General features: G+C 44.5%; 25 protein-coding genes. 21 read left to right on the top strand and 4 right to left on the bottom strand.

The genetic code is table 11. The features are described from left to right. The first annotated feature begins 102 nt into the window (after positions 1-102). The 7 genes from ACJJIY_RS18255 (at position 103) to ACJJIY_RS18225 (ending at position 5,751) form a co-directional block, all read left to right on the top strand. Positions 103-1,467: an IS4 family transposase gene (locus ACJJIY_RS18255; RefSeq protein WP_444896910.1), complete on the top strand. Its 1,365-nt coding sequence runs from the start codon at positions 103-105 to the stop codon at positions 1,465-1,467. Positions 1,468-2,697: 1,230 nt separating this feature from the next. Continuing rightward, positions 2,698-2,994, top strand: a complete 297-nt coding sequence (locus ACJJIY_RS18250; protein WP_445358543.1) for a CPCC family cysteine-rich protein — start codon at positions 2,698-2,700, stop codon at positions 2,992-2,994. 142 nt (positions 2,995-3,136) lie between these two features. Then, on the top strand, positions 3,137-3,583 hold the full coding sequence (locus tag ACJJIY_RS18245; RefSeq protein WP_444896911.1) for an SMI1/KNR4 family protein: 447 nt from the start codon (positions 3,137-3,139) through the stop codon (positions 3,581-3,583). A 116-nt stretch (positions 3,584-3,699) separates the two neighbouring features. Beyond that, complete coding sequence (locus tag ACJJIY_RS18240) at positions 3,700-4,092, top strand: contact-dependent growth inhibition system immunity protein (RefSeq protein ID WP_413665435.1); 393 nt, start codon at positions 3,700-3,702, stop codon at positions 4,090-4,092. A gap of 101 nt (positions 4,093-4,193) precedes the next feature. Further along, positions 4,194-4,448 carry a hypothetical protein gene (locus ACJJIY_RS18235; RefSeq protein ID WP_413665436.1) on the top strand — a complete coding sequence of 85 codons (255 nt, stop codon included), beginning with the start codon at positions 4,194-4,196 and terminating at the stop codon, positions 4,446-4,448. A gap of 577 nt (positions 4,449-5,025) precedes the next feature. Continuing rightward, a complete protein-coding gene (locus ACJJIY_RS18230; RefSeq protein WP_413665429.1) occupies positions 5,026-5,256 on the top strand; it encodes a DUF3658 domain-containing protein in 231 nt (76 codons plus the stop codon). Between the two features lie 111 nt (positions 5,257-5,367). Then, positions 5,368-5,751 (top strand): hypothetical protein, encoded by a 384-nt coding sequence (locus ACJJIY_RS18225; protein ID WP_413665430.1) that lies wholly within the window; start codon positions 5,368-5,370, stop codon positions 5,749-5,751. Positions 5,752-5,779: 28 nt separating this feature from the next. Here the strand turns inward: ACJJIY_RS18225 and ACJJIY_RS18220 are convergent, their stop codons facing one another. Beyond that, positions 5,780-6,721, bottom strand: coding sequence for an IS110 family RNA-guided transposase (locus ACJJIY_RS18220; protein WP_413662913.1), 942 nt, complete (start codon positions 6,719-6,721; stop codon positions 5,780-5,782). Between the two features lie 314 nt (positions 6,722-7,035). Between ACJJIY_RS18220 and ACJJIY_RS18215 the strand changes: the two genes are divergently transcribed. The 4 genes from ACJJIY_RS18215 to ACJJIY_RS18200 all read left to right on the top strand — a co-directional run bounded on the left by ACJJIY_RS18215 (position 7,036) and on the right by ACJJIY_RS18200 (position 10,475). Then, positions 7,036-7,290: a hypothetical protein gene (locus ACJJIY_RS18215; RefSeq protein WP_444896921.1), complete on the top strand. Its 255-nt coding sequence runs from the start codon at positions 7,036-7,038 to the stop codon at positions 7,288-7,290. 129 nt (positions 7,291-7,419) lie between these two features. Further along, entirely contained in the window at positions 7,420-7,638 is a 219-nt protein-coding gene (locus tag ACJJIY_RS18210; RefSeq protein ID WP_444896922.1) for a hypothetical protein, read from the top strand. Positions 7,639-8,549: 911 nt separating this feature from the next. Next, positions 8,550-9,407: a hypothetical protein gene (locus ACJJIY_RS18205; RefSeq protein WP_444896923.1), complete on the top strand. Its 858-nt coding sequence runs from the start codon at positions 8,550-8,552 to the stop codon at positions 9,405-9,407. A gap of 84 nt (positions 9,408-9,491) precedes the next feature. Then, positions 9,492-10,475 (top strand): SH3 domain-containing protein, encoded by a 984-nt coding sequence (locus ACJJIY_RS18200; protein ID WP_445358542.1) that lies wholly within the window; start codon positions 9,492-9,494, stop codon positions 10,473-10,475. 247 nt (positions 10,476-10,722) lie between these two features. On the opposite strand, the gene ACJJIY_RS18195 is transcribed toward ACJJIY_RS18200, so the two are convergent. After that, positions 10,723-10,944 carry a hypothetical protein gene (locus tag ACJJIY_RS18195; protein ID WP_445358539.1) on the bottom strand — a complete coding sequence of 74 codons (222 nt, stop codon included), beginning with the start codon at positions 10,942-10,944 and terminating at the stop codon, positions 10,723-10,725. Positions 10,945-10,986: 42 nt separating this feature from the next. Further along, positions 10,987-11,994 carry a group II intron reverse transcriptase/maturase gene (ltrA, locus tag ACJJIY_RS18190; RefSeq protein ID WP_445358538.1) on the bottom strand — a complete coding sequence of 336 codons (1,008 nt, stop codon included), beginning with the start codon at positions 11,992-11,994 and terminating at the stop codon, positions 10,987-10,989. Positions 11,995-12,643: 649 nt separating this feature from the next. Between ltrA and ACJJIY_RS18185 the strand changes: the two genes are divergently transcribed. From ACJJIY_RS18185 to ACJJIY_RS18170, 4 genes are all read left to right on the top strand, one after another. After that, positions 12,644-12,994 carry a hypothetical protein gene (locus ACJJIY_RS18185; RefSeq protein WP_444896927.1) on the top strand — a complete coding sequence of 117 codons (351 nt, stop codon included), beginning with the start codon at positions 12,644-12,646 and terminating at the stop codon, positions 12,992-12,994. A gap of 1,265 nt (positions 12,995-14,259) precedes the next feature. After that, positions 14,260-14,616: an energy transducer TonB gene (locus ACJJIY_RS18180; protein WP_444896929.1), complete on the top strand. Its 357-nt coding sequence runs from the start codon at positions 14,260-14,262 to the stop codon at positions 14,614-14,616. 158 nt (positions 14,617-14,774) lie between these two features. Continuing rightward, positions 14,775-15,029 carry a hypothetical protein gene (locus ACJJIY_RS18175; protein ID WP_444896930.1) on the top strand — a complete coding sequence of 85 codons (255 nt, stop codon included), beginning with the start codon at positions 14,775-14,777 and terminating at the stop codon, positions 15,027-15,029. A gap of 485 nt (positions 15,030-15,514) precedes the next feature. After that, complete coding sequence (locus ACJJIY_RS18170) at positions 15,515-15,760, top strand: hypothetical protein (protein WP_445358541.1); 246 nt, start codon at positions 15,515-15,517, stop codon at positions 15,758-15,760. A gap of 384 nt (positions 15,761-16,144) precedes the next feature. On the opposite strand, the gene ACJJIY_RS18165 is transcribed toward ACJJIY_RS18170, so the two are convergent. Further along, positions 16,145-17,086 carry an IS110 family RNA-guided transposase gene (locus ACJJIY_RS18165; RefSeq protein ID WP_444894991.1) on the bottom strand — a complete coding sequence of 314 codons (942 nt, stop codon included), beginning with the start codon at positions 17,084-17,086 and terminating at the stop codon, positions 16,145-16,147. 678 nt (positions 17,087-17,764) lie between these two features. On the opposite strand from ACJJIY_RS18165, the gene ACJJIY_RS18160 reads away from it, so the two are divergent. The 6 genes from ACJJIY_RS18160 to ACJJIY_RS18135 all read left to right on the top strand — a co-directional run bounded on the left by ACJJIY_RS18160 (position 17,765) and on the right by ACJJIY_RS18135 (position 21,948). Next, positions 17,765-18,184, top strand: a complete 420-nt coding sequence (locus ACJJIY_RS18160; RefSeq protein ID WP_444896942.1) for a hypothetical protein — start codon at positions 17,765-17,767, stop codon at positions 18,182-18,184. Between the two features lie 145 nt (positions 18,185-18,329). Then, positions 18,330-18,860 (top strand): hypothetical protein, encoded by a 531-nt coding sequence (locus ACJJIY_RS18155; RefSeq protein WP_444896943.1) that lies wholly within the window; start codon positions 18,330-18,332, stop codon positions 18,858-18,860. Between the two features lie 156 nt (positions 18,861-19,016). Next, positions 19,017-19,766, top strand: coding sequence for a hypothetical protein (locus ACJJIY_RS18150; protein WP_445356228.1), 750 nt, complete (start codon positions 19,017-19,019; stop codon positions 19,764-19,766). Between the two features lie 140 nt (positions 19,767-19,906). Further along, the gene (locus ACJJIY_RS18145; protein ID WP_444896945.1) at positions 19,907-20,332 is read left to right on the top strand and encodes a hypothetical protein; all 426 of its coding nucleotides are present in this window, start codon (positions 19,907-19,909) and stop codon (positions 20,330-20,332) included. 81 nt (positions 20,333-20,413) lie between these two features. Further along, positions 20,414-20,833, top strand: a complete 420-nt coding sequence (locus ACJJIY_RS18140) for a hypothetical protein (protein WP_444896946.1) — start codon at positions 20,414-20,416, stop codon at positions 20,831-20,833. 137 nt (positions 20,834-20,970) lie between these two features. Next, on the top strand, positions 20,971-21,948 hold the full coding sequence (locus ACJJIY_RS18135; protein ID WP_444896947.1) for a hypothetical protein: 978 nt from the start codon (positions 20,971-20,973) through the stop codon (positions 21,946-21,948). The last annotated feature ends 55 nt before the right edge of the window (positions 21,949-22,003 follow it).

The raw sequence follows: 22,003 nt of genomic DNA, 5'->3' as shown, positions 1-22,003 counted from the left end.
CCAAGGCGCTAAGTTTTATACACAAGTTTTTTTAAGTTTTATTATGTAAATCAATAAGTTACAGTTTAGCCCAGTAAGAACTACAGATTTGGCTGGATTATTATGCAGGACTGGGTCATGGACGAAGTAAAAAATCAGGTTATGGGTGATACACGCTTGAATAAGCGCTTGTCTAATATTCTCAGTAATTTAAGTTCAGACCCAAACAATAGCATTCCTTGTGCAAACAAAACTTGGGCAGAAACGTTTGCAGCTTATCGCTTTATAGAAAATGATAAAGTCAACTTTGACTCTATTATGAGCGGTCATAAATCGGCAACTCTTGAGAGAATCAAAGCGCAGCCTGTTGTTCTTATCCCACAAGATACTACCTTTCTAAATTTTGCCACTGACCTAGAAAGTAAAGAGATGGGAACTCTTAGGCGTAAAGAGACCAACCAACAACTCTTGCACACCTCCATCGCGATAACACCATCCAGAGTTAATTTGGGTGTTGTTGAAGGTAGTATGTGGCAGAGAGATAAGGAATCAAGTTCTAATTCCCGCTATACCAAGTCGATAAAGGATAAGGAGAGTCGACGCTGGCTAGACCATTACGAAACGGCTTGTCAGATACAAGAGCACTGCCCTGAAAGCACAATTGTGAGTATTGCTGATAGAGAGGGTGATATTCATGAGTGGTTTCAGCTGGCTGAAGAGCAAAGTGAACAGCGGCGGGCGAGCTATATCGTTCGAGCTAAGGCCAATCGCACTTTAGAGCTCGATGGAGAAGAAACGGTTTTGCTTTGGGATCATATGAACGAGCAGAAATCTATTGGTCTATACGCGGTAGACATTCCCAAACGGAATGGGGAACCTGGAAGAAAAGCCAAAGTCAGCGTATCCACTACTGAGATACGGCTACTTGGAAAAGGAAAATCTAAACGACCACTTTCTCTCTATGCTGTATTGGCTAAGGAATTAAACCCACCAGAGGGTGAAAAAGGCATTGAGTGGATGCTGTTAACTGATCTTCCAGTTGAAGACTATAAGCAGGCGAGAGTCATCATTGAGTGGTATCGAAGCCGGTGGGAAATTGAAACCTATTTTCGGGTGGTAAAAGGCGGATGCCAGATAGAAAGTAATCGTTTTAGAACAGAGCAGCGAATGTTGAACTGTATTGCGATCTATATGATTATTGGATGGCGACTACATTCGATAACTACACAAGCAAAAAGTCTTCCTGATGAACCATGTACGAGTGCTTACTCTGAAAAAGAATGGCGCATGGTATGGATGATGCGAGATAAAAGTTCCCCACCGAATATACCTCCAAGCATGAGAGATATAACGCGTATGCTGGCAGGTCTAGGAGGATTTCTAGGGCGTAAAGGCGATGGCGAGCCAGGGGTTAAAACTGTTTGGCAAGGATATGCTAAGTTGCTCCATTATGTTGAAGCAGCAGAGGTTTTAAATGGACTTAAATAATGTGTATAAAACACAGCCAAGGCGTTATAGGGCCAAGGAATTACAGTGATAAAGCCACTTAATTTACTCTCAGTTCTTATTACCACATCCTTGCTAGTCGCATGTGATGGTGGCTACGAAACACCAGAAGTTAGAACTCCAGAAATGGCTGCTCAAGCAAAAAGCAGTGTAATTACATACCTCGCCAGAAAGAATCTACCTCCAGAAGGGCTAGCTATTTTAAAATCATCAGTGAAACCAGAGCCAAGCTTTAGTTACTTGTATACCGGTAACGATCGCTGCATCGAAATCATAGTTTTATGTTATGGCCAAAACTGTAGTGAAGTTCGATCATACCCGTATGATAGGCATAATGAACAATGTCCCCAATAACAAGCCGCAGCAATCGCTCCCGTTGGTCGCTGGGACAGCCAAAACGCTACGCTAATTTGTCTGCCCTTGTGCGGGGCGTTAGGTGGCAATAGCTCATGAGGCGAGTAAGCTTTTCATTCTTACTAGGGCTGGCCCTAGCATTGCTATTCGCAGCAATGAGTTTTCTCACGGATGGGGCTGGGGGGAGTTGGCACAATGTCAGAGACATCTTTATTGGTCCGCCGTTATGGTTGCTACAAAGTGGCTTTCCGGTGTTATCGTCAAAACTAGCAATTGCTCCAGGTAGCCCTTACAGCAGTGCGTCTTTTTTTCTGGCATTCTTCTTAGTATTTTGGTGGTTGGTATGTGCGGCGGGCCTATTTTTACTCCTTCGTCAACCACCTAACAAGCGGTTGTAATCGCCGCGAAAGACGCGGCTGGGACGGCCTACGCTGCGCTCCGGCCGCCCCTAAACCGAGCGTTATTGTGGCGGTCGGTTTTATTGATTTTCCGTGGTAACTGAAGGTTTCGTGCCACTAAATAGCATCTGGTATTGAGCAATTTTACTGATTGCTATTCAGGCAGTTTCGCTCCAAGAGTGTTCGCTCGGGTGTTGTAAAAAGAGGCAGTCCGCTGCAATTTTGCGGATTGCCAGTAAGATAGGAATTGGTTAGGGAAAGTGCGGTATTCTTCCCTCGTAAATATTGGGCAGCGGCCAGCCAAACTATGGCTGGCAAAGTGCTAGTAGTCGGTCCCGAGCGCGCCAGCCATAACTAGGCTAGGCAAGCTCGCCCAACCCCTTCGGGGCTGGGCTGGACAGCCTACGCGTTGCTTCGGCTGCCCTTGCTAGCGGCGTTATACGTAAGTCGAGACCGAGCGATGGAATTAAAGGAATTCCCCATGAGTGAAAATATGAAGCAGTGCCCGTGCTGTGATTATTATTCACTAGCGGAGCGAGGCAAATGCCTAGTATGTCCAGTCTGCTTCTGGGAAGACGACTGTCTTGATCCAGAAAACCCAGATTGGGATGCGGCATCTGACTTAAACGATGATATGAATCTTCGTCAAGCGAGAAGCAATTTCGTAAAGTTCGGAGCCTGGAAGGTTGAGTTTAGCAATGTGGTAATAAGCGCAAAAGAAAGACGCACATTACATGTTACAAAGCGCAACGTATAACAAGGCAATGCAGCATCAGCCACTTCGTGGCTTGGACAGCCTAGCCGTCGCTCGTTTTGTGCATGGCTTCGCCATTTTTGCACAAAACAATCAACAACTAGTCTGCCGCTGATTGCGGCGTTAGGTGTAAGAGCGAGTCACGATGATTCAAGTTAATGATTCATATGGAAAGTTGAGTCGGCCTGATATTAAGGCGCTAGAGAGTGACCTTTCTATAGACTTTCCTCTCGAATATGTTGAGTTTTTACAACAATACAATGGTGGGCGTCCAGTTCCAGATGGAGTCAAGGTCAACGGAGAGCACTTTGACTTTATAGGTCACCTTTACGCGATCCAAAAAGAACTCGTACATGATGACTTGGCAAGAAATATTGAAGAATATAAAGATATGATCCTTGGCCATTACTTACCTTTTGGGGAGAGTCCTGGCGGTGACGTATATTGCTTGTCACTTAAGCCAGAGGAATTTGGAGCTGTCTACCATTGGGACCATGAAGAGGCTAACTATGAGGGTGAGCCCTGGGAATATAATATGACTAGGTTGGCCAAATCTTTTAATCAATTTTTAGCGGAGCTATACGAGTGCTAAAAACACGTAACAAAGCCAAGCACGAATGCCAGCAAAGCTGGCTGGACCTACATTCCGCAGCTTCGCTGCTCCATTTTGGCCCGTGTTGGCTGCGTTATGGCCCTTAAAGGATTATCGTGGATCTATCAAAATCTCTCGAAGAACTACACAAAGAAAAATGGGGCAGGCCTGACTTTGGCTCAAGTCTAGCCGCTGAATGTCGCCGTTTATGGTCAGTTCCTTTAGCGGAACTTTCGGTCGAAAATCTACGCATACTAATTGGTCAAAAAATTGGTTTAAGGTTTCTGGTTCCCGTTGCTCTTGATATTCTTGCAGTAAACCCATTGGCCGAAGGTGACATGTACAAAGGAGATTTACTGGCAAATATTGCTGTTGTGCCTGATAACTTTTGGCAGCAGTATCCAGAGTTCAACAACCAACTCGTAGAAATCAAAAGCGAATTAGAAATAATAATGGGTACAATCACAGAAGAGCTTATTCCACCTTTGAGCTCTCGGGTTTACCAATAAATGAGCCATAACAAGGCGCGCAATGCTCGGCCAACAAGTTGGCCTGGACTGTCACTGCTACGCGGCGCGAGCCCATTCGCTTGGTGTTAAGGGAAGTAAACATGAACAAAGGCTTGTGCCATATATGTGGTCGTCGGATTCAGAACACTGGGTTTGATAAATGTATGTATTGTGGTGTTGAGCTTTTAGAGAATCAGAAATTTACTGAGTCGGAGAAATCTTTAATCGAAGATAAGCGAAAATCTGTAGAGAAAGAATTGCGCAAAAAGAAAGCGGCGCAAACAGGAGTACCATCGTCAACTGATGGTTTCGGTGGTGGCATAGATTTTGGTTTCGGTGACTCAGGCTGCGATTAGTGGAGGCCTTAACAAACACAGGCAGTTTGCTACGGCCCTTCGGGCCTCCGCGGGACGGCTTAATTTGTGCACCTTTTGCGCAGGTCGCTCCGCTCCAATTTTTGCGCAAAACGCGCACAAATTAAGCCGCCCCTGCTGTGGGCGTTAAGCATTACGAGGGATCGAGTGGGAATCCACGAAATAATTACAATGACTTTGCTTTCTACCTGGCCGTCTCTTCTGGTTGCGATAGTCGCCGGATACAGCATCTTAAAGCAAAGCTCGTCCTCCTCCGGGTTGTTTATCATTGGCCTCACCATAATGCTACTGCCTAGCATGTTAGCAATTCCTACAACGGAGTGGCTGTGGGCTACTTACCCTGATTTATTATCTAGCTCACCCACTTACACTGCTATTTCCGTAATGTCTTTTGATTTAGTATATTCCGTAGGGCTGGCTTTGTGTGCCTATGCATTTTATAAGAGAGGCCATCATGCTTAACAAAGCAAGGCAACACCGCCCACTACGTGGGCTGGACCTACATTCCGCGGCTTCGCCGCTACATTTCGGCCGTTGCTTGCGGCGTTAGGTTCCCAAAATGGACGATTTGGAAATAGACAAAGTTATTCTTTCTCAAGCCACCAAAAATTGGAGAAAGATGGCAATGATAATTGGTCTGACACAAAATAAGACAGGGTTAGATGACAACAATTGTGATGCAGAAAGGATCGCAAAAAGAATTTATTACCTTGTTCAGTCTGGTCAGCTTGAATCACAAGGCGAAATTACAAACTGGAGATTTAGCGAGGTTAAGCTTGCATCACCATAGTCACAGAAACCTAACAAGTTGCTCAAGTTCACTCCGACCGCAAAAGGCGCGGCCTCCGCAGGACAGCCTCCACTGCACTTCGGCTGCCCCTTAGCAAGGCGTTAACTGAATATGTGGAAAGAAAGTGTTCCTAAAAGCCTGTTTCAAGCGCTCAATGATCCAAAAATGGTTGGATATTACAAACTCTCACCACAAGAAGAGTGGTTTCAGCCATACGAGATTGAAGAAGTTGATACAGCTGAAGTCTTAGGTGCATTCGATGGGCGCTCTACTACAAGTGAAGGAATCTTGAGCGGCGCTATTCGCATCTGTAATACAGGCTGCGAGGGGTATCATATTTACGTATTTAGCGGACCTGAAGCTGGAAGTATATGGTCAGATCAGCGTTATCCATTTGGCCGTCTCTCAAAAATTTGCTCGTCCTTAGATGTTTACTTGGCCAATTTGAGCGAGTTTGGAGCAGGGCACATTGCGCAATACGAGGACCTCAGTTAACAAGTGACTATGGTTACTCGTCAAGTTTTTAAGCCATACTTTCATCCCAGTAGGTGTTGTTTTTCACCATTGTATTCAGGATCGTAATCTGCTTTCTCATGCAGGCAACCAGAGCAACCTTTTTAGGTTTGCCAGCGTCGACTAATCGCTTATACATGGGCTTTAGTTTGGGATGATGTTGTATGGCCGACATGATGGAAACAAAAAGAACCGTGCGTACGCGATGCCTTCCACCTCGAATATATCGTTTGCCCTGGAAGTTGCCGCTATCACGGTTCATCGGGGCGATACCGACAAGTGCAGCGATTTCTTTACGGTTCAATTGTCCTAGCTCAGGAAGTTCACTCATTAACGTATAGGCCAATACATTTCCGACCCCTTTGGCACTCAACAATAGGTCACGCCTTTGCCGCCACTCAGACACACTGTTAACCAGTTTATCCAGTTGCTTGTCGATACCTTGTAGCTCTTTCTTGATGGTGTTTAGAATGGTCTGTATAGGTTTGTGTACTGATTTCGGCATTCTCTGAAGTCGATTCTTTTGCATTGTACTCATCTCTAAACACTGACTTCTTACCGCCAGTAAGTCACTGATCTCCCTAAGCTTTTCTGGTTTTAGCACCGACAGCCCTGGCTTCATGGCCTCACCAAAATGTGCAATATCCATTGCATCTAGCTTGTCAGTTTTGGCGAGGCGCCCCGCGGATTTAGCGAAGCTCCTTATCTGCGAAGGATTGCAAACAACAATAGGTAATCCGGCTTTGTCGGCGGCGCAAACAAACTCTAACTCGAGCCTTCCCGTAGACTCTATTAATACTCTTTGAGGTTTAAGAGGTTGTAGTTGTTTAATGGCATCTTTAATGCCATTTTTATCATTGGCAACACTAAAGAACTGGCCAGTAGGTCTCACATAAATATCGAGTTGTTTACTGCTGGTATCGATACCGACATTGATCTCTTGAGGTTCCATAAGATAAGCTATCTCCGCCTTGCTATTCGGGCTCGAGGCCCACATGACTATCCGAGTTATGCCTAGTGAGTGCTTATCACGTTCATACTTGTTATCGGTCTTTTACGAACCAGCCAAGCAGCGAACTGTGATAAACAAGGCCTTCGGTGGCCGCCGAAGGTGGGTCTCAATTTACCCGTTAACGAAAAGGATTTTCAACATCAGAATCGGGCAAGAACAACCATACAAGGCCATTAAATTCGTTTCGGTCGCAAAAGACGCGCCCTCCACCGGACTGCCTACGCGTTGCTTCGGCATCCGTTTATGGCGACGTTATGAGTATATTGAGAATGTTAACTAAAACTCCTGAATTTTGGGGGCGGCGCCTAGAAAAAGCTTCAAGAGATCTTAAACTAGCTTCTGGTTTACTTATCTTTGGCATTGTTGCGTCTATGGTTCTTTGGTTTTGCAACTCAATTCTCTTTGTTTTTTCTGCATCGATAATTGCGGCGGGAATACTAAGTTTAATTTTTAACGGGTTTCTTTACTTTGAAGCAAAATCTCATGTGTTACGTAACAGAGGCTCATAAGAAGTGGCGGCAATGCGCAGCCTTTGGCTGCCGAACTCAGCACTTCGTGCTTCGCCGTTGCGCCAGGCGTTATATTTCTGAGAAATCATGATAGATAGCAAGAAAAACCCAGTTGAATGGAGTCAATTAATGAGTGAGCTAGAAGATGCACATGAGCATCTAGGTGATCTCATTAAAGAAATGGGATCTAAGGGGAGCGTCGATATCGAGGGCTATTCTATAGATATAGCCCATATATATGCGCATTTAAATCGAGCGTGGAATTCCCGTAATTTCAAAGGTGAAATGAGTGAATCTCAATGGGAGGAGTTTCGTTCTTTTCCCTCTGATTTGGAGCCAATCGCGTAATGAAATATAACCAGCGGCGGCACAATCGGCCTTCGGCCCGGACTCAGCACTGCGTGCTTCGCCTGTGCGCCGGACGTTATGTGTCCTCGGGTTATCGGAGTATCTATGTGGATTAGAGAACTGAGAAGGGCTTTATCTGAGGCTTTCGGTACTAAATGTATCTGTTGTTTTTGCGGTAAATTGATAGAAGATGAACCTGCTGTGACTATCAATTTAGGCCTCGGTGATGAGGAAACACAGCTTATGTATTCTCATGGTGGGTGTATACAGAATAGGCTTCATTCCTCAATTCCGTTTATTCCACCATCGGAACAAGAGGGCTGCTAAGACGCTCCCTTGGGGCCACATAACAAAGCCGGGCAATTTGCTCCGGGCCTGCGGCCCTCCGCGGGACAGCTTACCTTGTGCACCTTTTGCGCAGGTCGCTTTGCTCCCATTTTTGCGCAAAACGCGCACAAGGTAAGCTGCCCCTGCCGGCGGCGTTAAGAGCCATAATCGAAAGATCGAGTTATGAGTGAGTTTATTAAAATAATGAATGTATTTCATGCTAAGAAATTTGCATGGTTTCCATTTACATTTCTCTGCCCAATGCAAGGGAGTAGATTTGGTGTTGCGCGCTTTATAGGTACTGTCATTCTGAACACCTCGTTCTTTGCTTCACTTTTGGTATTTTTGTTGTATTCCAAATTTGGTAGTAGTGCTATAGATCACGTGGGGTTTACAATTATGTGGATATACGCCCTATTTGGTAGCTACTACTTGTTTGTGTGTTTTTGTTGGAATCAGGAACATGGTGCCAATAACTCTTAACAATCACAGGCACGCTGCTTCGGCCCTTCGGGCCTCCGCGGGACAGCCTACGCTGCGCTTCGGCCGCCCGTGCTGTGGGCGTTAAATTGACAGGAGACGGAATGAGCTCGGAAAGCACTCAGAAAGAGAAACCAAACAAATTTTGGCAAGGAGGGTTTCTTACATTAGGGAATATTAGAGATATTCTGTTGATTTCGTTGTTGTTAGTTTTAACGTGGAAGCTAATCAACTCGAGTATTTCATTTAGCTTTCAAGCTTTTAGTTTCACTGATCTACTATCTGTTCTACTTGCGTTCTTCGCGATAGCTCTTTCTACTGCGTTCTATTTTAAAGCTACGGAAACATCAAATCGGTTCTACGATAATTCTTACAAATTTACGAAAGAAATGTCTGAAATACTTGGTCGCATCGAATCAGGGTTTGGTGAAAAATTGCGACACATTGATGAGGGATACAATGGATTGAGAGATAAGTTCGACAAGATGCCTTTCGATGTACAACAAGCAAGAGAAGAGGAAAGGAAGGAAGAGAAGCATATTAAAGAGCAAGAGAATGAACGAAACAAGATAATCCTCGATCTTATGGAGAAAGCGAGAGTTGCAGATGGCGAAAAGGAAGCGCTTCTAAAAGAGCTTGAAAAACACACTAATGAACTAGATAAATCAAGGATAGAACTTCGACGGTTGCAAAGAAAAATCAACGAAGTAGAGAGTGATATAGGTGATGTTTCGCCAGGCTTTATCAGATATCTTTCTGATAGAATAGAAGGCAAGCTCCCAGAAAAATACGTTGAGGCTCCAACCAGGATTTTAGCGAAAAGACTTGAGGTATTGAAAGACCAAGGTGTTTTTGAGCCAGATGACCTCGAGTACATGGAGGATCATGGTTTGACCTCGAAAGGTTTTCTTACTCCTAAAGGAGCTAAGATAATGAGAATTGCGCTTGAGAAATCAATTTAACAAAACGCTGCACCCGACTCCGGCGCTATCGCGCCTCCGCGGGTGAGCTTGGCGTTAGGCTCACTGAAATCGAAGAAAGTAAGTATGAAATTTCCATATTTGGTAGTTATATTGTTAACGTTTTCCTTAAGCTCTCATGCTGAGAAGTCTATGGATACACAAGAGCTTCTGAAAAATAATATTGGACAGCTGGAAGAAGAGCTTCAAGCTTTAAGGGTTCAGGTAAAGCACCTTAATACACAAATTAATCAGTCTGAGCAAAGAGTCGAGATAACTGCAAGCAATTTAAGGTCTGATTTATCTAGAATTGAGGAAAACAGCGGAGAGCAATTTTTGCGGATAGATAACGAGCTAGATGCCATTGATGTGTTAAAGAGTGAGCTAGGAAACACAAATAATCAGGTCTCTTCTGTCGAAGCATCCGTCAAAGAAATATCCCTCGCTTGGGCACAGTCTTCAAATATCGCCAAAATAGGAGCAATTATACTTCTCAGTGGCCTTCTTATTGAAATAATTGGCGCCACGGTTCTGGCAGGAACACACTTAGTAACTGAGCAAAAAGAGGTCAACACACTCAAGTCGACGCCTCCTTCTAATGATTTAAGTATGATTGATGTTAACTCCGAGCCACGAATTGATTTTCTAGGATCAATTGCTAGCTTCATGTTATTTTCAGGTTTTGTCCTTCAGTTTAGCGGAACAATTCTTATTCTATCGTTACCGTCATGGTTAGTGGTAATAATGGTTGCCCTTGCGGTAATTCCAGGAACATTGGTGATTTGCTATCTTTTGGGGCAAAGTTATAACCAATCAAGAACACAAAAAATAAGAGTAATCTTAAAAAATATTAAAAGAAATTTAATACCTTCATTTGGTGCTAAATGTGAAATATGCTCAAAGAGTCTAAAGTTTCATGAATCATATGTTTTTTGGAGTCAAGAACCAAACTCTGAGAAGCATCCATACTTGTACACTCCTCACAATATGCATTTAGGTCACCAAGATTGTCTAGCATCAAGTGGTAAGTATGAACAATCACAAATAGGCGTGAAGAGCTACAAGAAATAGAACAACATCAAAAAACAGTAGCTGAATTCCTAGCGCAAGATGTTCCAAAGATGAAAGAATGGTGGTCTGAGTATCGTAGCCATTGGTCAGAGAGAAGAAATAGCAAAGAGACTGTTAACTTCAGCGAATATACGTTCCTTCAGCTATTAAAGGAAATAAGTAAGCTAAAGCCTAAATCGGGTAGCCGGTAGTTTCTAGCTACCGGCCCCCACACCACCCATCGTGCGGGTCCGCAATGGGCGGTTCCCTATCCGTAATGAATCTCTACCCAGCGGTCACGTAAAGAAATCAAGCCCATCTTTTGGAAAAGCTCATTGTTGAGTGCAATATGAATACCTTCGGTCTTTGCATTTCGCCAGTAACTCTTACCGGACGATCCACAAGTGACAGCCAGTGATTCACTCACACCCATGCATAGTAAGTTTCGGACTTTCGTTCTCACTTTACGCCAGTTTTTCCAGTAGTTCATTCTCAATCTTCGTCGTATCCAGCAGTCAAGATCGATACATTTTTAATAGCCTTGCGCTATACCAAAATAATTGATCCAACCACGGAGGAACATGGTAAGTTCTTTCAATTTCTTTTCCATAGAAATACCACGGGATCGCCCTGTAATCTGGCGGATGCGGTATTTAAATTGGAGCAGGGACTTATCATGCCAGACGAGCCTTGCACCGCGAAAAGAGAATCCCAAAAACTTACAGCGGCTGACAGGAACTACTTGGCTTTTAGTATCGTTAACTTTGAGCTTAAGCTTGCGTTCAACAAAGCGTTTAATACTCGCCATAACCCGTTCACCCGCGCGCTTAGAAGCAGCAACAATCACAAAATCATCCGCATAGCGAACAAAATCATGTCGGCGTTTTTCCAGCTCTTTATCGAGCAGGTCGAGTACAATGTTGGAGAGTAGCGGCGATAAAGGGCCCCCTTGTGGCACCCCCTCATGACAGGCTTTCCAGCATCCATTTTCTACACTTCCTGCACGCAAGTAACTTGCGATCAACTTGAGTAAACGCTTATCGCTGATTCTTTGGCCAAGTAAACTCATGAGGAAGTCATGGTTGACCCGGTCGAAGAACTTAGATAAATCGACATCTACGGCTATTCGCTTCCCGCCTTCGATATACTTCTGTAGCTTTTTCACCGCATGATGCTGTGATCGCTTTGGGCGGAATCCATAGCTGAACTCCGAAAAGGTTTTATCGAAACTGGGACCGATGATTTGGGCGATAGCCTGCTGAATAACACGATCAAAGATCGTAGGTATCCCGAGACCACGCCGGCCACCATCTGGCTTGCGAATGTAGACGCGCCTGACGGGAAGCGGCTGGTAATGACCCTGTCGAATAGTCTCGATGAGGTCGTCGCCAACTGCCTTGAAGTGCTGCACAAAATTATCGACAGTAATCCCGTCAATGCCTGCGGCACCTTTGTTGCTTCGCACGTGTTTCCATGCAGCATTAAGATTTTCTTTGCTGAGGATGATTTCAAGCAGATTTTCATTTGAGTTGAGTGTCATGGCAGTGCGCTACGTCAATTTTATATCCGGCTGGCAACACATCGGTAGGCTAGCCCTGTCTTTTAACTCGTGGATTTTGGGTTCAGGCCTTCACCGTATCCAAGGTATTAATCTTGGCATTAGGTTACTATGCCGTCGGCTGACTTCTGTTCAATCACCTTGGCCATTACTGGCTGAGGCGCTGCTGTGTTCCATCAATTTTGGTTACCCCCGCGATGGTGGCTAGCGGGCTGGGCCTACTTATGAGTCAGCGGCCACGCTGACAGCTTTACAGCAGCAGGTTGAACAGATCTCCCCAGATAAGAGCGTGAACTTTCACTACACAACTGCATCATTTACTCTACCCGTTAGACCACATGGCTTCGGTATCCTTGGCTACCTCGCCTCCAGGCTAAGCCTTATATGATGTTTCTGTTCGTCAGCTCGTAGCTTTGCTAGCGGCTTCCTCCCCACAAGACCTCACGGTCTTGCAGTTGCCATTTGCTAGTAGTTAGCATTTAATGGAGACCATTAAACGGTGATCCTCCTACAGGGGACTTTCACCCCATTAGTTCACGCCCATGCTGGGCGTACCAAATACCTGCACAGCGACCATCTTTCCGCTCCTTCGTCGCTACAAGACGGCGCGTGAGGTGGGCGTTAAATACCAATGATACATAAAGTCTCTGTAACACTAGCTGTAATACATCTCGTATCCGTATTTATTATGGGGTATCTGATTGTAAATAGTTCCGATGGCAGTGCGGTAATGGCTTGGCTCCTTTACCTCACAATAGATTTTCCCGTAGGTTGGGGAATGGTGCCACTAGCGTACGTAGTCGAAGCACTTAACTTCGTAGATAGTATTGGGAGCAATGGGGAGTACAGTATCTATCGAGATATCCCCAATTTTTGGTATCCAGCTATCTATATAGGTGTTGTCGGCACTGTTTGGTGGTATTACTTACCACAACTAATACTTAGATCAATTAGGTGGCTTCGTAGTGGCCGTAGTATTTAACAAAACAAAGCAGCACCGCCCACTACGCGGGCTGGACAGTTTTTCCGCAGCTTCGCTGCTCCAAATCTGCCACTGTTTGTGGCGTTATTGTGGCGGTCGGTTTTATTGATTTTTCGTGGTAACTGAAGCTTTAGTGCCACTAAATTGCAGCCGATATTGAGCCCTTTTTACTGGTTGCTATTCAAGCAGTTTCGTTCCTAGGGTATTTGCTCAAGTGTGGTAGAGGTGGGCAGTCCGCTGCAATTTCGTGGAGTGCCAGTAAAATAGGAATTGGTTGGGGAAAGTGCGGTATTCTTTTCTCGTAAATATTGGGCAGCGGCCAGCCAAACTATGGCTGGCAAAGTGCTGGTAGTCGGTCCCGAGCGCGCCAACCATAACTAGGCTAGGCAAGCTCGCCCAACCCCTTCGGGGCTGGGCTGGACAGCCTACGCGTTGCTTCGGCTGCCCTTGCTAGCGGCGTTATTGTGGCGGTCGATTTTATTGATTTTTCGTAGTAACTGAAAGTTTAGTGCCACTAAATAGCAGCCAGTATTGAGCAGTTTTTATTGATTGCTATTCAAGCAGTTTCGCTCCTAGAGCGTTCGCTCAGGTGCTGTAAAAAGGGACAGTCCACTGCAATTTCGCGGATTGCCAGTAAGATAGGAATTGGTTGGGGAAAGTGCGGTATTCTTTCCTCGTAAATATTGGGCAGCGCCCAGCCAAACTATGGCTGGCAAAGTGCTAGTAGTCGGTCCCGAGCGCGCCAGCCATAACCAGGCTAGTCAAGCTCGCCCAACCCCTTCGGGGCTGGGCTGGACAGCCTACGCGTTGCTTCGGCTGCCCTTGCTAGCGGCGTTAAACGTAAATATGGAAAGAACCGTAGTATCAATAAGCTGGGCCACCATGTTATTTTTAGTGGTAACAGTGGTTTTAGGTAGGGAGAACTTTCTGAGCATGCAATTATTCCTGCTCTAAACACCGCAGCCTTTTGGGCGGTTGTTACTGGGCCGTTTTGGCTTATGGGTTTTTCTACAGTTTCACTAATTGCAGGTTGCATTGCCATTAGCAAAGGCCAAGCAGCCAAAAACAACTCTATCGCTCAAAAATATGGCTGGGGTTTAGCGGGCGTGGCGCCTATAGCATTTATATTTACAACCTTAATTGTTGCGGCGCTATTATGAGAGCTGAAACGTTTAACAAGGCGCTGTTGTCACAGCCTTCGGCTGCTGGGACGGCCTGCTGCGCAGTCCGCCCCAAAGCTTAGCGTTAAATTTCTAGGAGTTGCAATGAGATATTTAGTATTTTTCCTATTTGTTATGGTTTTGGCTGGTTGCAAGTCCAATCCTATTATTCCTGCGCCTATTGCGGCTCCGAATCAACAAATTACTCATAAGCCGTTAATTAAAGTCAATCCATACTACCCTAAGGACCTTCTCAGCCGTGGTGTGGAAGGGTGGGTTCTAATGGAAGTAACAGTCTCTGATCAAGGAAAGGTGATTTCATCAAAAGTAATAGATGCGAGTCCCGAATCTGGATTCAATCAAGCTGCACTAAGTGCCGTAAATAAATGGGTATACAAGCCTGGCTCTCTGACCCCAGATAATAAAACCAAAGCTCTAATTGAGTTTTGGATCTCCAGGTAGTCCGAAATTTAACAAAGCCAGGCAGGATGCTCCGGGCCTTTGGGCCCTCTGCGGGACAGCTTACCTTGTGCACTTTTTGCGCAGGTCGCTGCGCTCCCATTTTTGCGCAAAACGCGCACAAGGTAAGCTGCCCCTGCTGGCGGCGTTATGTGTAATCCATGAAAAAGATCTCTAAGTGGTGTGTATGGTTTGGTTGGATATTTATTGCATATCCAGGGTTGGCTTTTATGATCAATTTCTTGCCGGTAGATTTTTGGATAACAATAAGTAATTTCTTTACCGGCGAGGACAGTCACACTTACTATAAAGTTGTGGCTACAGAGGGTGGCCAAAACTATGTATTGTCTACATTAATTTTAGGGACTGGCTTAGTTGTTTTAGGTAAGGTTATTGCCGCTAAATCAAACACATAACAAGCAGTAGCACGAACGCCCGGCAAAAAAGGCCGGGCTGGACGGCCTACACGCCGCTTCGCTCTGTTTCGGCCGCCCGTGTGCTGGGCGTTATTGTGGCGGTCGGTTTTATTGATTTTCCGTGGTAACTGAAGGTTTAGTGCTACTAAATAGCATCCGGTGTTGAGCAATTTTACTGATTGCTATTCAAGCAGTTTCGCTCCTAGAGTGTTCGCTCGGGTGTTGTAAAAAGAGGCAGTCCGGTGCAATTTAGTGGAGTGCCTGTAAGATAGGAATTGGTTGGGGAAAGTGCGGTATTCTTTCCTCGTAAATATTGGGCAGCGGCCAGCCAAACAATGGCTGGCAAAGTGCTAGTAGTCGGTCCCGAGCGCGCCAACCATAACCAGGCTAGGCAAGCTCGCCCACCCCCTACGGGACTGGGCTGGACAGCCTACGCGTTGCTTCGGCTGCCCTTGCTAGCGGCGTTATGTTACTAAGGAGAATCAATGAAAAGTGCCGTCAAAGAGTTTGAAAAGCGTGAGTCAGATGTAGAGCGCAAAGTTGTATTGTTTGGTGTTGCTTTATTGTTAATTTTATTTGCAATAGGGCTGGGTGTGCTAGTTAATCTATTTTTATTAACTCCATCTACAGGTCTTGCGGTCAAGCTGCTAAGTTCTATTGCGGTTCCCACCTGTGTATCCGCCTATGTTTTACATTATTGCTATAGGAATTATTTTGTAGGTTTAAAGTAACCTAGCAAACAAAATCAAAATTGCCCACAAGTGGGCTTGGACATAAATAGCTTGGCTGGCGCTTCGCGCAGTATAGTCAATCTATTTATGCTATTTATTTTAAACGTTATGGCCCTAAAGAATAAATATCTATGAGTGACGATAAAGGATATCAATGCTTTCTATGTGGTGAGCACATCGATAATCAAGGAGGTCTAGATCCATGTGCAGTCGATCTTATCGCTAACATTGATCAACCCACGGACAAGCTAGATCTCCAGCGTTTCTTCTGTCACATTAAGTGCTTCAAAAAAATCAACAAACACGCCCGCATATACAAGCCAAGGTTCGAGGATGCTTCTAGCTAAAAGCCATAACAAGTGACTATGGTTACTCGTCAAGTTTTTAAGCCATACTTTCATCCCAGTAGGTGTTGTTTTTCACCATTGTATTCAGGATCGTAATCTGCTTTCTCATGCAGGCAACCAGAGCAACCTTTTTAGGTTTGCCAGCGTCGACTAATCGCTTATACATGGGCTTTAGTTTGGGATGATGTTGTATGGCCGACATGATGGAAACAAAAAGAACCGTGCGTACGCGATGCCTTCCACCTCGAATATATCGTTTGCCCTGGAAGTTGCCGCTATCACGGTTCATCGGGGCGATACCGACAAGTGCAGCGATTTCTTTACGGTTCAATTGTCCTAGCTCAGGAAGTTCACTCATTAACGTATAGGCCAATACATTTCCGACCCCTTTGGCACTCAACAATAGGTCACGCCTTTGCCGCCACTCGGACACACTGTTAACCAGTTTTTCCAGTTGCTTGTCGATACCTTGTAACTCTTTCTTGATGGTGTTTAGAATGGTCTGGATAGGTTTGTGTACTGATTTCGGCATCCTCTGAAGCCGATTCTTTTGCATTGTACTCATCTCTAAACACTGACTTCTTACAGCCAGTAAGTCACTGATCGCCCTAAGCTTTTCTGGTTTTAGCACCGACAGCCCTGGCTTCATGGCCTCACCAAAATGTGCAATATCCATTGCATCTAGCTTGTCAGTTTTGGCGAGGCGCCCTGCAGATTTAGCGAAGCTCCTTATCTGCGAAGGATTGCAAACAACAATAGGTAATCCGGCTTTGTCGGCGGCGCAAACAAACTCTAACTCGAGCCTTCCCGTAGACTCTATTAATACTCTTTGAGGTTTAAGAGGTTGTAGTTGTTTAATGGCATCTTTAATGCCATTTTTATCATTGGCAACACTAAAGAACTGGCCAGTAGGTCTCACATAAATATCGAGTTGTTTACTGCTGGTATCGATACCGACATTGATCTCTTGAGGTTCCATAAGATAAGCTATCTCCGCCTTGCTATTCGGGCTCGAGGCCCACATGACTATCCGAGTTATGCCTAGTGAGTGCTTATCACGTTCATACTTGTTATCGGTCTTTTACGAACCAGCCAAGCAGCGAACTGTGATAAACAAGGCCTTCGGTGGCCGCCGAAGGTGGGTCTCAATTTACCCGTTAACGAAAAGGATTTTCAACATCAGAATCGGGCAAGAACAACCATACAAGCCGCAGCAATCGCTCCCGTTGGTCGCTGGGACAGCCAAAACGCTGCGCTTATTTGTCTGCCCCTATGCGGGGCGTTATTGTGGCGGTCAATATTTAGATGTTTTGTAGCTGCTGCAAGCATCAATCTCTATCTGAGCACACTTTTCCTGAGAGTTTTCCTGCAAGTTGGTACCGCAGCTCCATTCCAGTGCCTTCGCTTTCAGTCAGTAAGCCCTACAAGCCTGCTAGGCCATCGTTGAGTGCCAATCGGATAGTTATCCGGAGGGGAAAGTATGGTATTTTCTCCTGTAAATTTATCGGGCAGTGGCCAGCCAAAGTTGGCTGGCAGAGAGCAAGTAGGTCGTTCAGTGCGCGCCAGCTATAACTAGGCCAGGCAAGATCGCCCAGCCGGAGGCTGGGCTGGACAGCCTACGCTCCGCTTCGGCTGCCCTTGCTGGCAACGTTAAATTATGAAGCCAAAATTCGCATTTATCGCTGGCATTTTTATGCTTTCTGGCTGTGTGACCACAGTAACCTGGGATGGATTTACTCCCTCAAAGAGCTACCAAATTACTTTTAAAGATCAAGATGCAAATCCTGTTCCCGGAGTAAGTGCTAGTTGCAACGGAAATGGAGTATGGCCAAGTGAGAAAATTGCCCGGGAAATAAATGAAGCCTACGAAAAATCCGACCCAACTGGATTGCTAAAGTTATCGCATAGTGGGTACGAGATGGGTGGGACCTATAAAGAATTCGGGCCACTCACCTGGGGTGGCAATGAGCACTGGAAGGTATATTGCAAATTCATACATCGCGGTTCAATTATCGAGTCCGGAGAGTTGGCCAAGTTCAATCAGCCAGTAGAGGTCAAGGTGCCAAAACTAATTTAACAAAGCTATGCAGCCGACGTCTTACTTTGTGTGCTTTTTGCACGGTCGCTGCGCTCCCATTTTCGTGCAAAAAGTACACAAAGTAAGCCGCATTTGATTGCGGCGTTAGGCAGCAAGATTGAGAAGCTCTAGGAATCAGGAATATATGACGGATCTAAAAATAGGAGATTGGGTTAGAACCATTAAGGCTGGATTATGGCAGATCTATCGTATTGATGAATTCAACTGCATCAACCCAATGACCGAGAAAGTTGAAGACAAGACGCTAGTCTTTATTAAGAGATTTATTAACGACTCAGGTAAGAGATCATTCACTCAAGATGTATACTCACCAGAAGTAATATTCCAGCTGAGCTCTGAAGAACTGAATGAACTCGAAGAGTTTATATCTGAACACCAAGATATATATGACAAGTTCACTTCATTTCAACCAAAGCCCATAAATAGTGTTTATTCAAGAGGTATCAAGATTCCAGAGGATAGAACCTCAGATGAAATCGCCAACTTGATTCCTAAAGACGAATATTTCACGCAAACTGAAATTGTGGATATCGTAGATAATTTAGGTTACGACACCAAATCCTATCCACAATGGACAATTCAGTTTCTATCTGAGGGCACCCAGCTGGTAGATGGATACGTTAGATATAGATTCAACAAGGTATTCGAGTTCTAATGCCTAACAAGTTGCAGCACAACCGCACGCAAGCGTGCTCGGACTGCCAAAACGCTGCGCGTTTCGTCAGCCCGTGTGCAAGGCGTTATAGGGCTTCGGACGTTCCGATTTAACTCTGTAATTGATTTTTCATGATTCTTCAAAGAGATCATAGGTATGAAGGTATATTTGATAGCTTTAATCGCGCTTTTATCCGCGCCATTTACTTTTGCTAGCTCCACGCGCATCACTCTACATGAATCTGCGGACTTGGTATTTGAGAAGCCTTTTGTCGTGACAGTCGAGACTGATGTGCCGCTACATATTGGTTTTACGTCCAAAGAGCTTGACTGTGATGATGCTTGTATTGAGATGGGGCAAGTCGTCGAAGGGGGAATGGATTCACGTGTCGGAACCCAACACGGCATGAATGCACGCTTCGAACCGATTAACGGAAAGATCGTTGTCGCTTTTCATTACTTGAAACCAGGTAAAAAAGCTGTGTCAATATACCGAGAAGAACAAGTTTGTGATTCTCAAGCTTGTTCGCTGTTAAAGCGGCATAACATTGCTTACCCATACGAATTCGATAAAGTGGACCTTAAATGGAAGCAGGTAACTATCAAAACAATATCAAGTATAGAGCCATCCACTGATGGATCTTATACCCGCGTGATAGGGGAGACTGTGTTTGGTGGAAAATTTGATATTAACTTGATCGCTTGGCTGATAGATCACAATAGATTCAGTGGGTCATGTGCTCGTTACATTGAAAAAAGGAAAAACGCCTTTACTGAAACTGGTAAAGGGTATTCTTTTAGTGGTTCGTTTTTATCCCATTCGGCTACTGGTGAAACAACACCAATAATGGTCGATGTTGGGTGTGGTAATTGGGATTACGACGAGAAGAAAGAAAATTTCCTGTAGGAGCTGGGTTTTCGGTGCAATGGTTAACCTTGTATAAAGATCAGTTGCCCTATAACAAGGTTGGGCATGCTCGCCTTCGGCTGGACCTCCAAACCGCTACGCGGTTTTCCGGCCCATGCCAATGGCGTTAAGGGGCAAGAATGCTGCATCCAGACTTCCCAATAGTTGAAGGTCATTATCAAATGACTAGAGAGTGGTCATTGATGCTGCCTGATCAATTTAATCGCAGGGTAGAGGATGACGACCTTATCATTTGGAGGCCGGGTTTTACGATATATGTGGCAGTTTGGGGCAATGATCACAACGTGTCAGCCCAAGATTTATTCGAAGAGCTAAAGGCGGATATCTCTCCGTCGTCATATGACCTTACATCAGAATCAAATAACGATGTATTGTATTTCTCATATCGGCTGGCAGAAGAATCTAATGACGAAAGAGTGGCAGCTTTCTATTGTTACGCGGTGAATGATAATGGTTATGTTCAGATGGCTGTCTATTTTGATACAGAGAAGGACGCTGAAAGTGCCAAGGAAATTTGGAGATCATTGCGTGCTAAAGCCCCTTAACCAGTGCCAGCACGGGACAAAGTTTCCGCTGTCGCTCCAACTTCGCCCATGCGGCAGGAGTTAAGTGTCTAAGGAAGGAAAGTGCAATTCTTCAAGAATTTATTTAAGAAGAAAGAGCCAGCAGAAGCCTTGATTCATATACAAGGGCTGGGGACGCTTGAATGGGACAAGGAGTCAGAATATTGGCTGGGTAAGCAAAGTGGGTACAAATTTAGCGTCTCGTATGATGGTCTCTCTAAGCCTACCGATGAACTTGTCAAATCAGTAATGAGCGCCTTTGCAGAACCAAGCTATATTGATGACACAGTTGTCAAAATTAAGAATTTGGCTAAAGAGAAGTATCCTATAGATAGGCACAAAGAAATTGACTCTTTAGTAGCCAAAGATATCGTATTTCAAAACCAAAACTTCATCCTCATTCAATTCTTTGAGTCCGACGATGAACCTTTTTGGTTTGCCGAAGTGCATGGGGCTGAAATATATGTTGGCTGTGACACATAAAACACTTAACAAACGGCTCAATCCGACCTCCACGGCGTTGCTCGTTTTGTGCTTTAACGCTACGCTAGCACAAAACAATCAACTCCGTTCCGGCGGCTTAGCCGGGCGTTATGCCCCTTTCAAATATCGGAGAAAAAATGGCAAGAGGTGACTACAACACGATCATAAAAAACAAAATCTACATTGAATCAGAAAAAGAGTGGAATATTGAACTCCAGCAATCTGATATGGTTTGGTATGACCTAGTTGTTAATTCTCATGAAATTTTCCCTCTCAAAGAGCTATTCATAGAAAGGTTTAAAAAGCTAAACAAACAGGTAAAAGACAATTTAGAAAAGAGATTTGTCTATTTTATATGCAGCCGAAAGAAAGTTAGGTTCAGCCCTTCAAAAAAACCTAGATACTCGATTACAGGTAAAAAACTCTACTTATACTTAGAGGTTGGAAGAGATAAAAAGCCAGTTAAAATCACCTTGCCAGCCCCAAAGAAAAAATCTGACAAACCTAAAGTTGAAGTAACTGATAAATTTATCACCTTTACAGACAATATTGGTGAAAAATACACCACACCCCTACATGATTTTTTACTTAACAACCAAATAGACATAGGTATAGAGACCATTGTTCATTATGTAGGAAAAACAAAATTGCCTGAGAAAAGACCTCTAAATGGCTCACATACTGGCCTCAACAACATTCTTCACAATATCTCGAATGAAGAAAATGATATTTTTATTTTCTACAATCTGTTCAAGATCATGGTTTCTGCGAATAACAATGAATTCAAAGCAAACTTCATTGTTCCTAACTCAATGACAGATGAAATAAACGTAGAAAAAGAAGGTGACATATTAGAGAAGTCTTTAATTCTTCACTTTGCATCAGAAAACCAACTCAATAACCTAAATAAAGAGCTAGGTGAGCTAAGAAACAATCTTTCTCAAATAGCAAAAGAAAACAACATCAACAAAATAACAATGCGGTATGAAGTAGATGACACCAGTGAATATTATAAATTTGGCTCATCTGCAATAACACCTAAGCACAATCATACGTTCTCCTTCTCCACCATCAACGGAGTCTTGAAAAAGGAAAATCATGACAGTTCATACTAAAGACATAACAAATCAATCAACTACGCACCTTCGGTGCCGGACGCAGCAAAGCTGC

The sequence above is a fragment of the Microbulbifer maximicatervae (SeqCode) genome (assembly GCF_052468155.1).
Note: the sequence above shows the minus strand (reverse complement) of the source record. Positions and strands in the feature narration are given on the sequence as shown.

Bases quoted from the DNA above. Each gene is read 5' to 3' on its own strand.
- ACJJIY_RS18255 (WP_444896910.1), top strand. From the start codon at position 103: ATGCAGGACTGGGTCATGGACGAAGTAAAAAATCAGGTTATGGGTGAT.
- ACJJIY_RS18250 (WP_445358543.1), top strand. From the start codon at position 2,698: ATGGAATTAAAGGAATTCCCCATGAGTGAAAATATGAAGCAGTGCCCG.
- ACJJIY_RS18245 (WP_444896911.1), top strand. From the start codon at position 3,137: ATGATTCAAGTTAATGATTCATATGGAAAGTTGAGTCGGCCTGATATT.
- ACJJIY_RS18235 (WP_413665436.1), top strand. From the start codon at position 4,194: ATGAACAAAGGCTTGTGCCATATATGTGGTCGTCGGATTCAGAACACT.
- ACJJIY_RS18230 (WP_413665429.1), top strand. From the start codon at position 5,026: ATGGACGATTTGGAAATAGACAAAGTTATTCTTTCTCAAGCCACCAAA.
- ACJJIY_RS18225 (WP_413665430.1), top strand. From the start codon at position 5,368: ATGTGGAAAGAAAGTGTTCCTAAAAGCCTGTTTCAAGCGCTCAATGAT.
- ACJJIY_RS18220 (WP_413662913.1), bottom strand. From the start codon at position 6,721: ATGGAACCTCAAGAGATCAATGTCGGTATCGATACCAGCAGTAAACAA.
- ACJJIY_RS18215 (WP_444896921.1), top strand. From the start codon at position 7,036: ATGAGTATATTGAGAATGTTAACTAAAACTCCTGAATTTTGGGGGCGG.
- ACJJIY_RS18210 (WP_444896922.1), top strand. From the start codon at position 7,420: ATGAGTGAGCTAGAAGATGCACATGAGCATCTAGGTGATCTCATTAAA.
- ACJJIY_RS18205 (WP_444896923.1), top strand. From the start codon at position 8,550: ATGAGCTCGGAAAGCACTCAGAAAGAGAAACCAAACAAATTTTGGCAA.
- ACJJIY_RS18200 (WP_445358542.1), top strand. From the start codon at position 9,492: ATGAAATTTCCATATTTGGTAGTTATATTGTTAACGTTTTCCTTAAGC.
- ACJJIY_RS18195 (WP_445358539.1), bottom strand. From the start codon at position 10,944: ATGAACTACTGGAAAAACTGGCGTAAAGTGAGAACGAAAGTCCGAAAC.
- ltrA (WP_445358538.1), bottom strand. From the start codon at position 11,994: ATGACACTCAACTCAAATGAAAATCTGCTTGAAATCATCCTCAGCAAA.
- ACJJIY_RS18185 (WP_444896927.1), top strand. From the start codon at position 12,644: ATGATACATAAAGTCTCTGTAACACTAGCTGTAATACATCTCGTATCC.
- ACJJIY_RS18180 (WP_444896929.1), top strand. From the start codon at position 14,260: ATGAGATATTTAGTATTTTTCCTATTTGTTATGGTTTTGGCTGGTTGC.
- ACJJIY_RS18175 (WP_444896930.1), top strand. From the start codon at position 14,775: ATGAAAAAGATCTCTAAGTGGTGTGTATGGTTTGGTTGGATATTTATT.
- ACJJIY_RS18170 (WP_445358541.1), top strand. From the start codon at position 15,515: ATGAAAAGTGCCGTCAAAGAGTTTGAAAAGCGTGAGTCAGATGTAGAG.
- ACJJIY_RS18165 (WP_444894991.1), bottom strand. From the start codon at position 17,086: ATGGAACCTCAAGAGATCAATGTCGGTATCGATACCAGCAGTAAACAA.
- ACJJIY_RS18160 (WP_444896942.1), top strand. From the start codon at position 17,765: ATGAAGCCAAAATTCGCATTTATCGCTGGCATTTTTATGCTTTCTGGC.
- ACJJIY_RS18155 (WP_444896943.1), top strand. From the start codon at position 18,330: ATGACGGATCTAAAAATAGGAGATTGGGTTAGAACCATTAAGGCTGGA.
- ACJJIY_RS18150 (WP_445356228.1), top strand. From the start codon at position 19,017: ATGAAGGTATATTTGATAGCTTTAATCGCGCTTTTATCCGCGCCATTT.
- ACJJIY_RS18145 (WP_444896945.1), top strand. From the start codon at position 19,907: ATGCTGCATCCAGACTTCCCAATAGTTGAAGGTCATTATCAAATGACT.
- ACJJIY_RS18135 (WP_444896947.1), top strand. From the start codon at position 20,971: ATGGCAAGAGGTGACTACAACACGATCATAAAAAACAAAATCTACATT.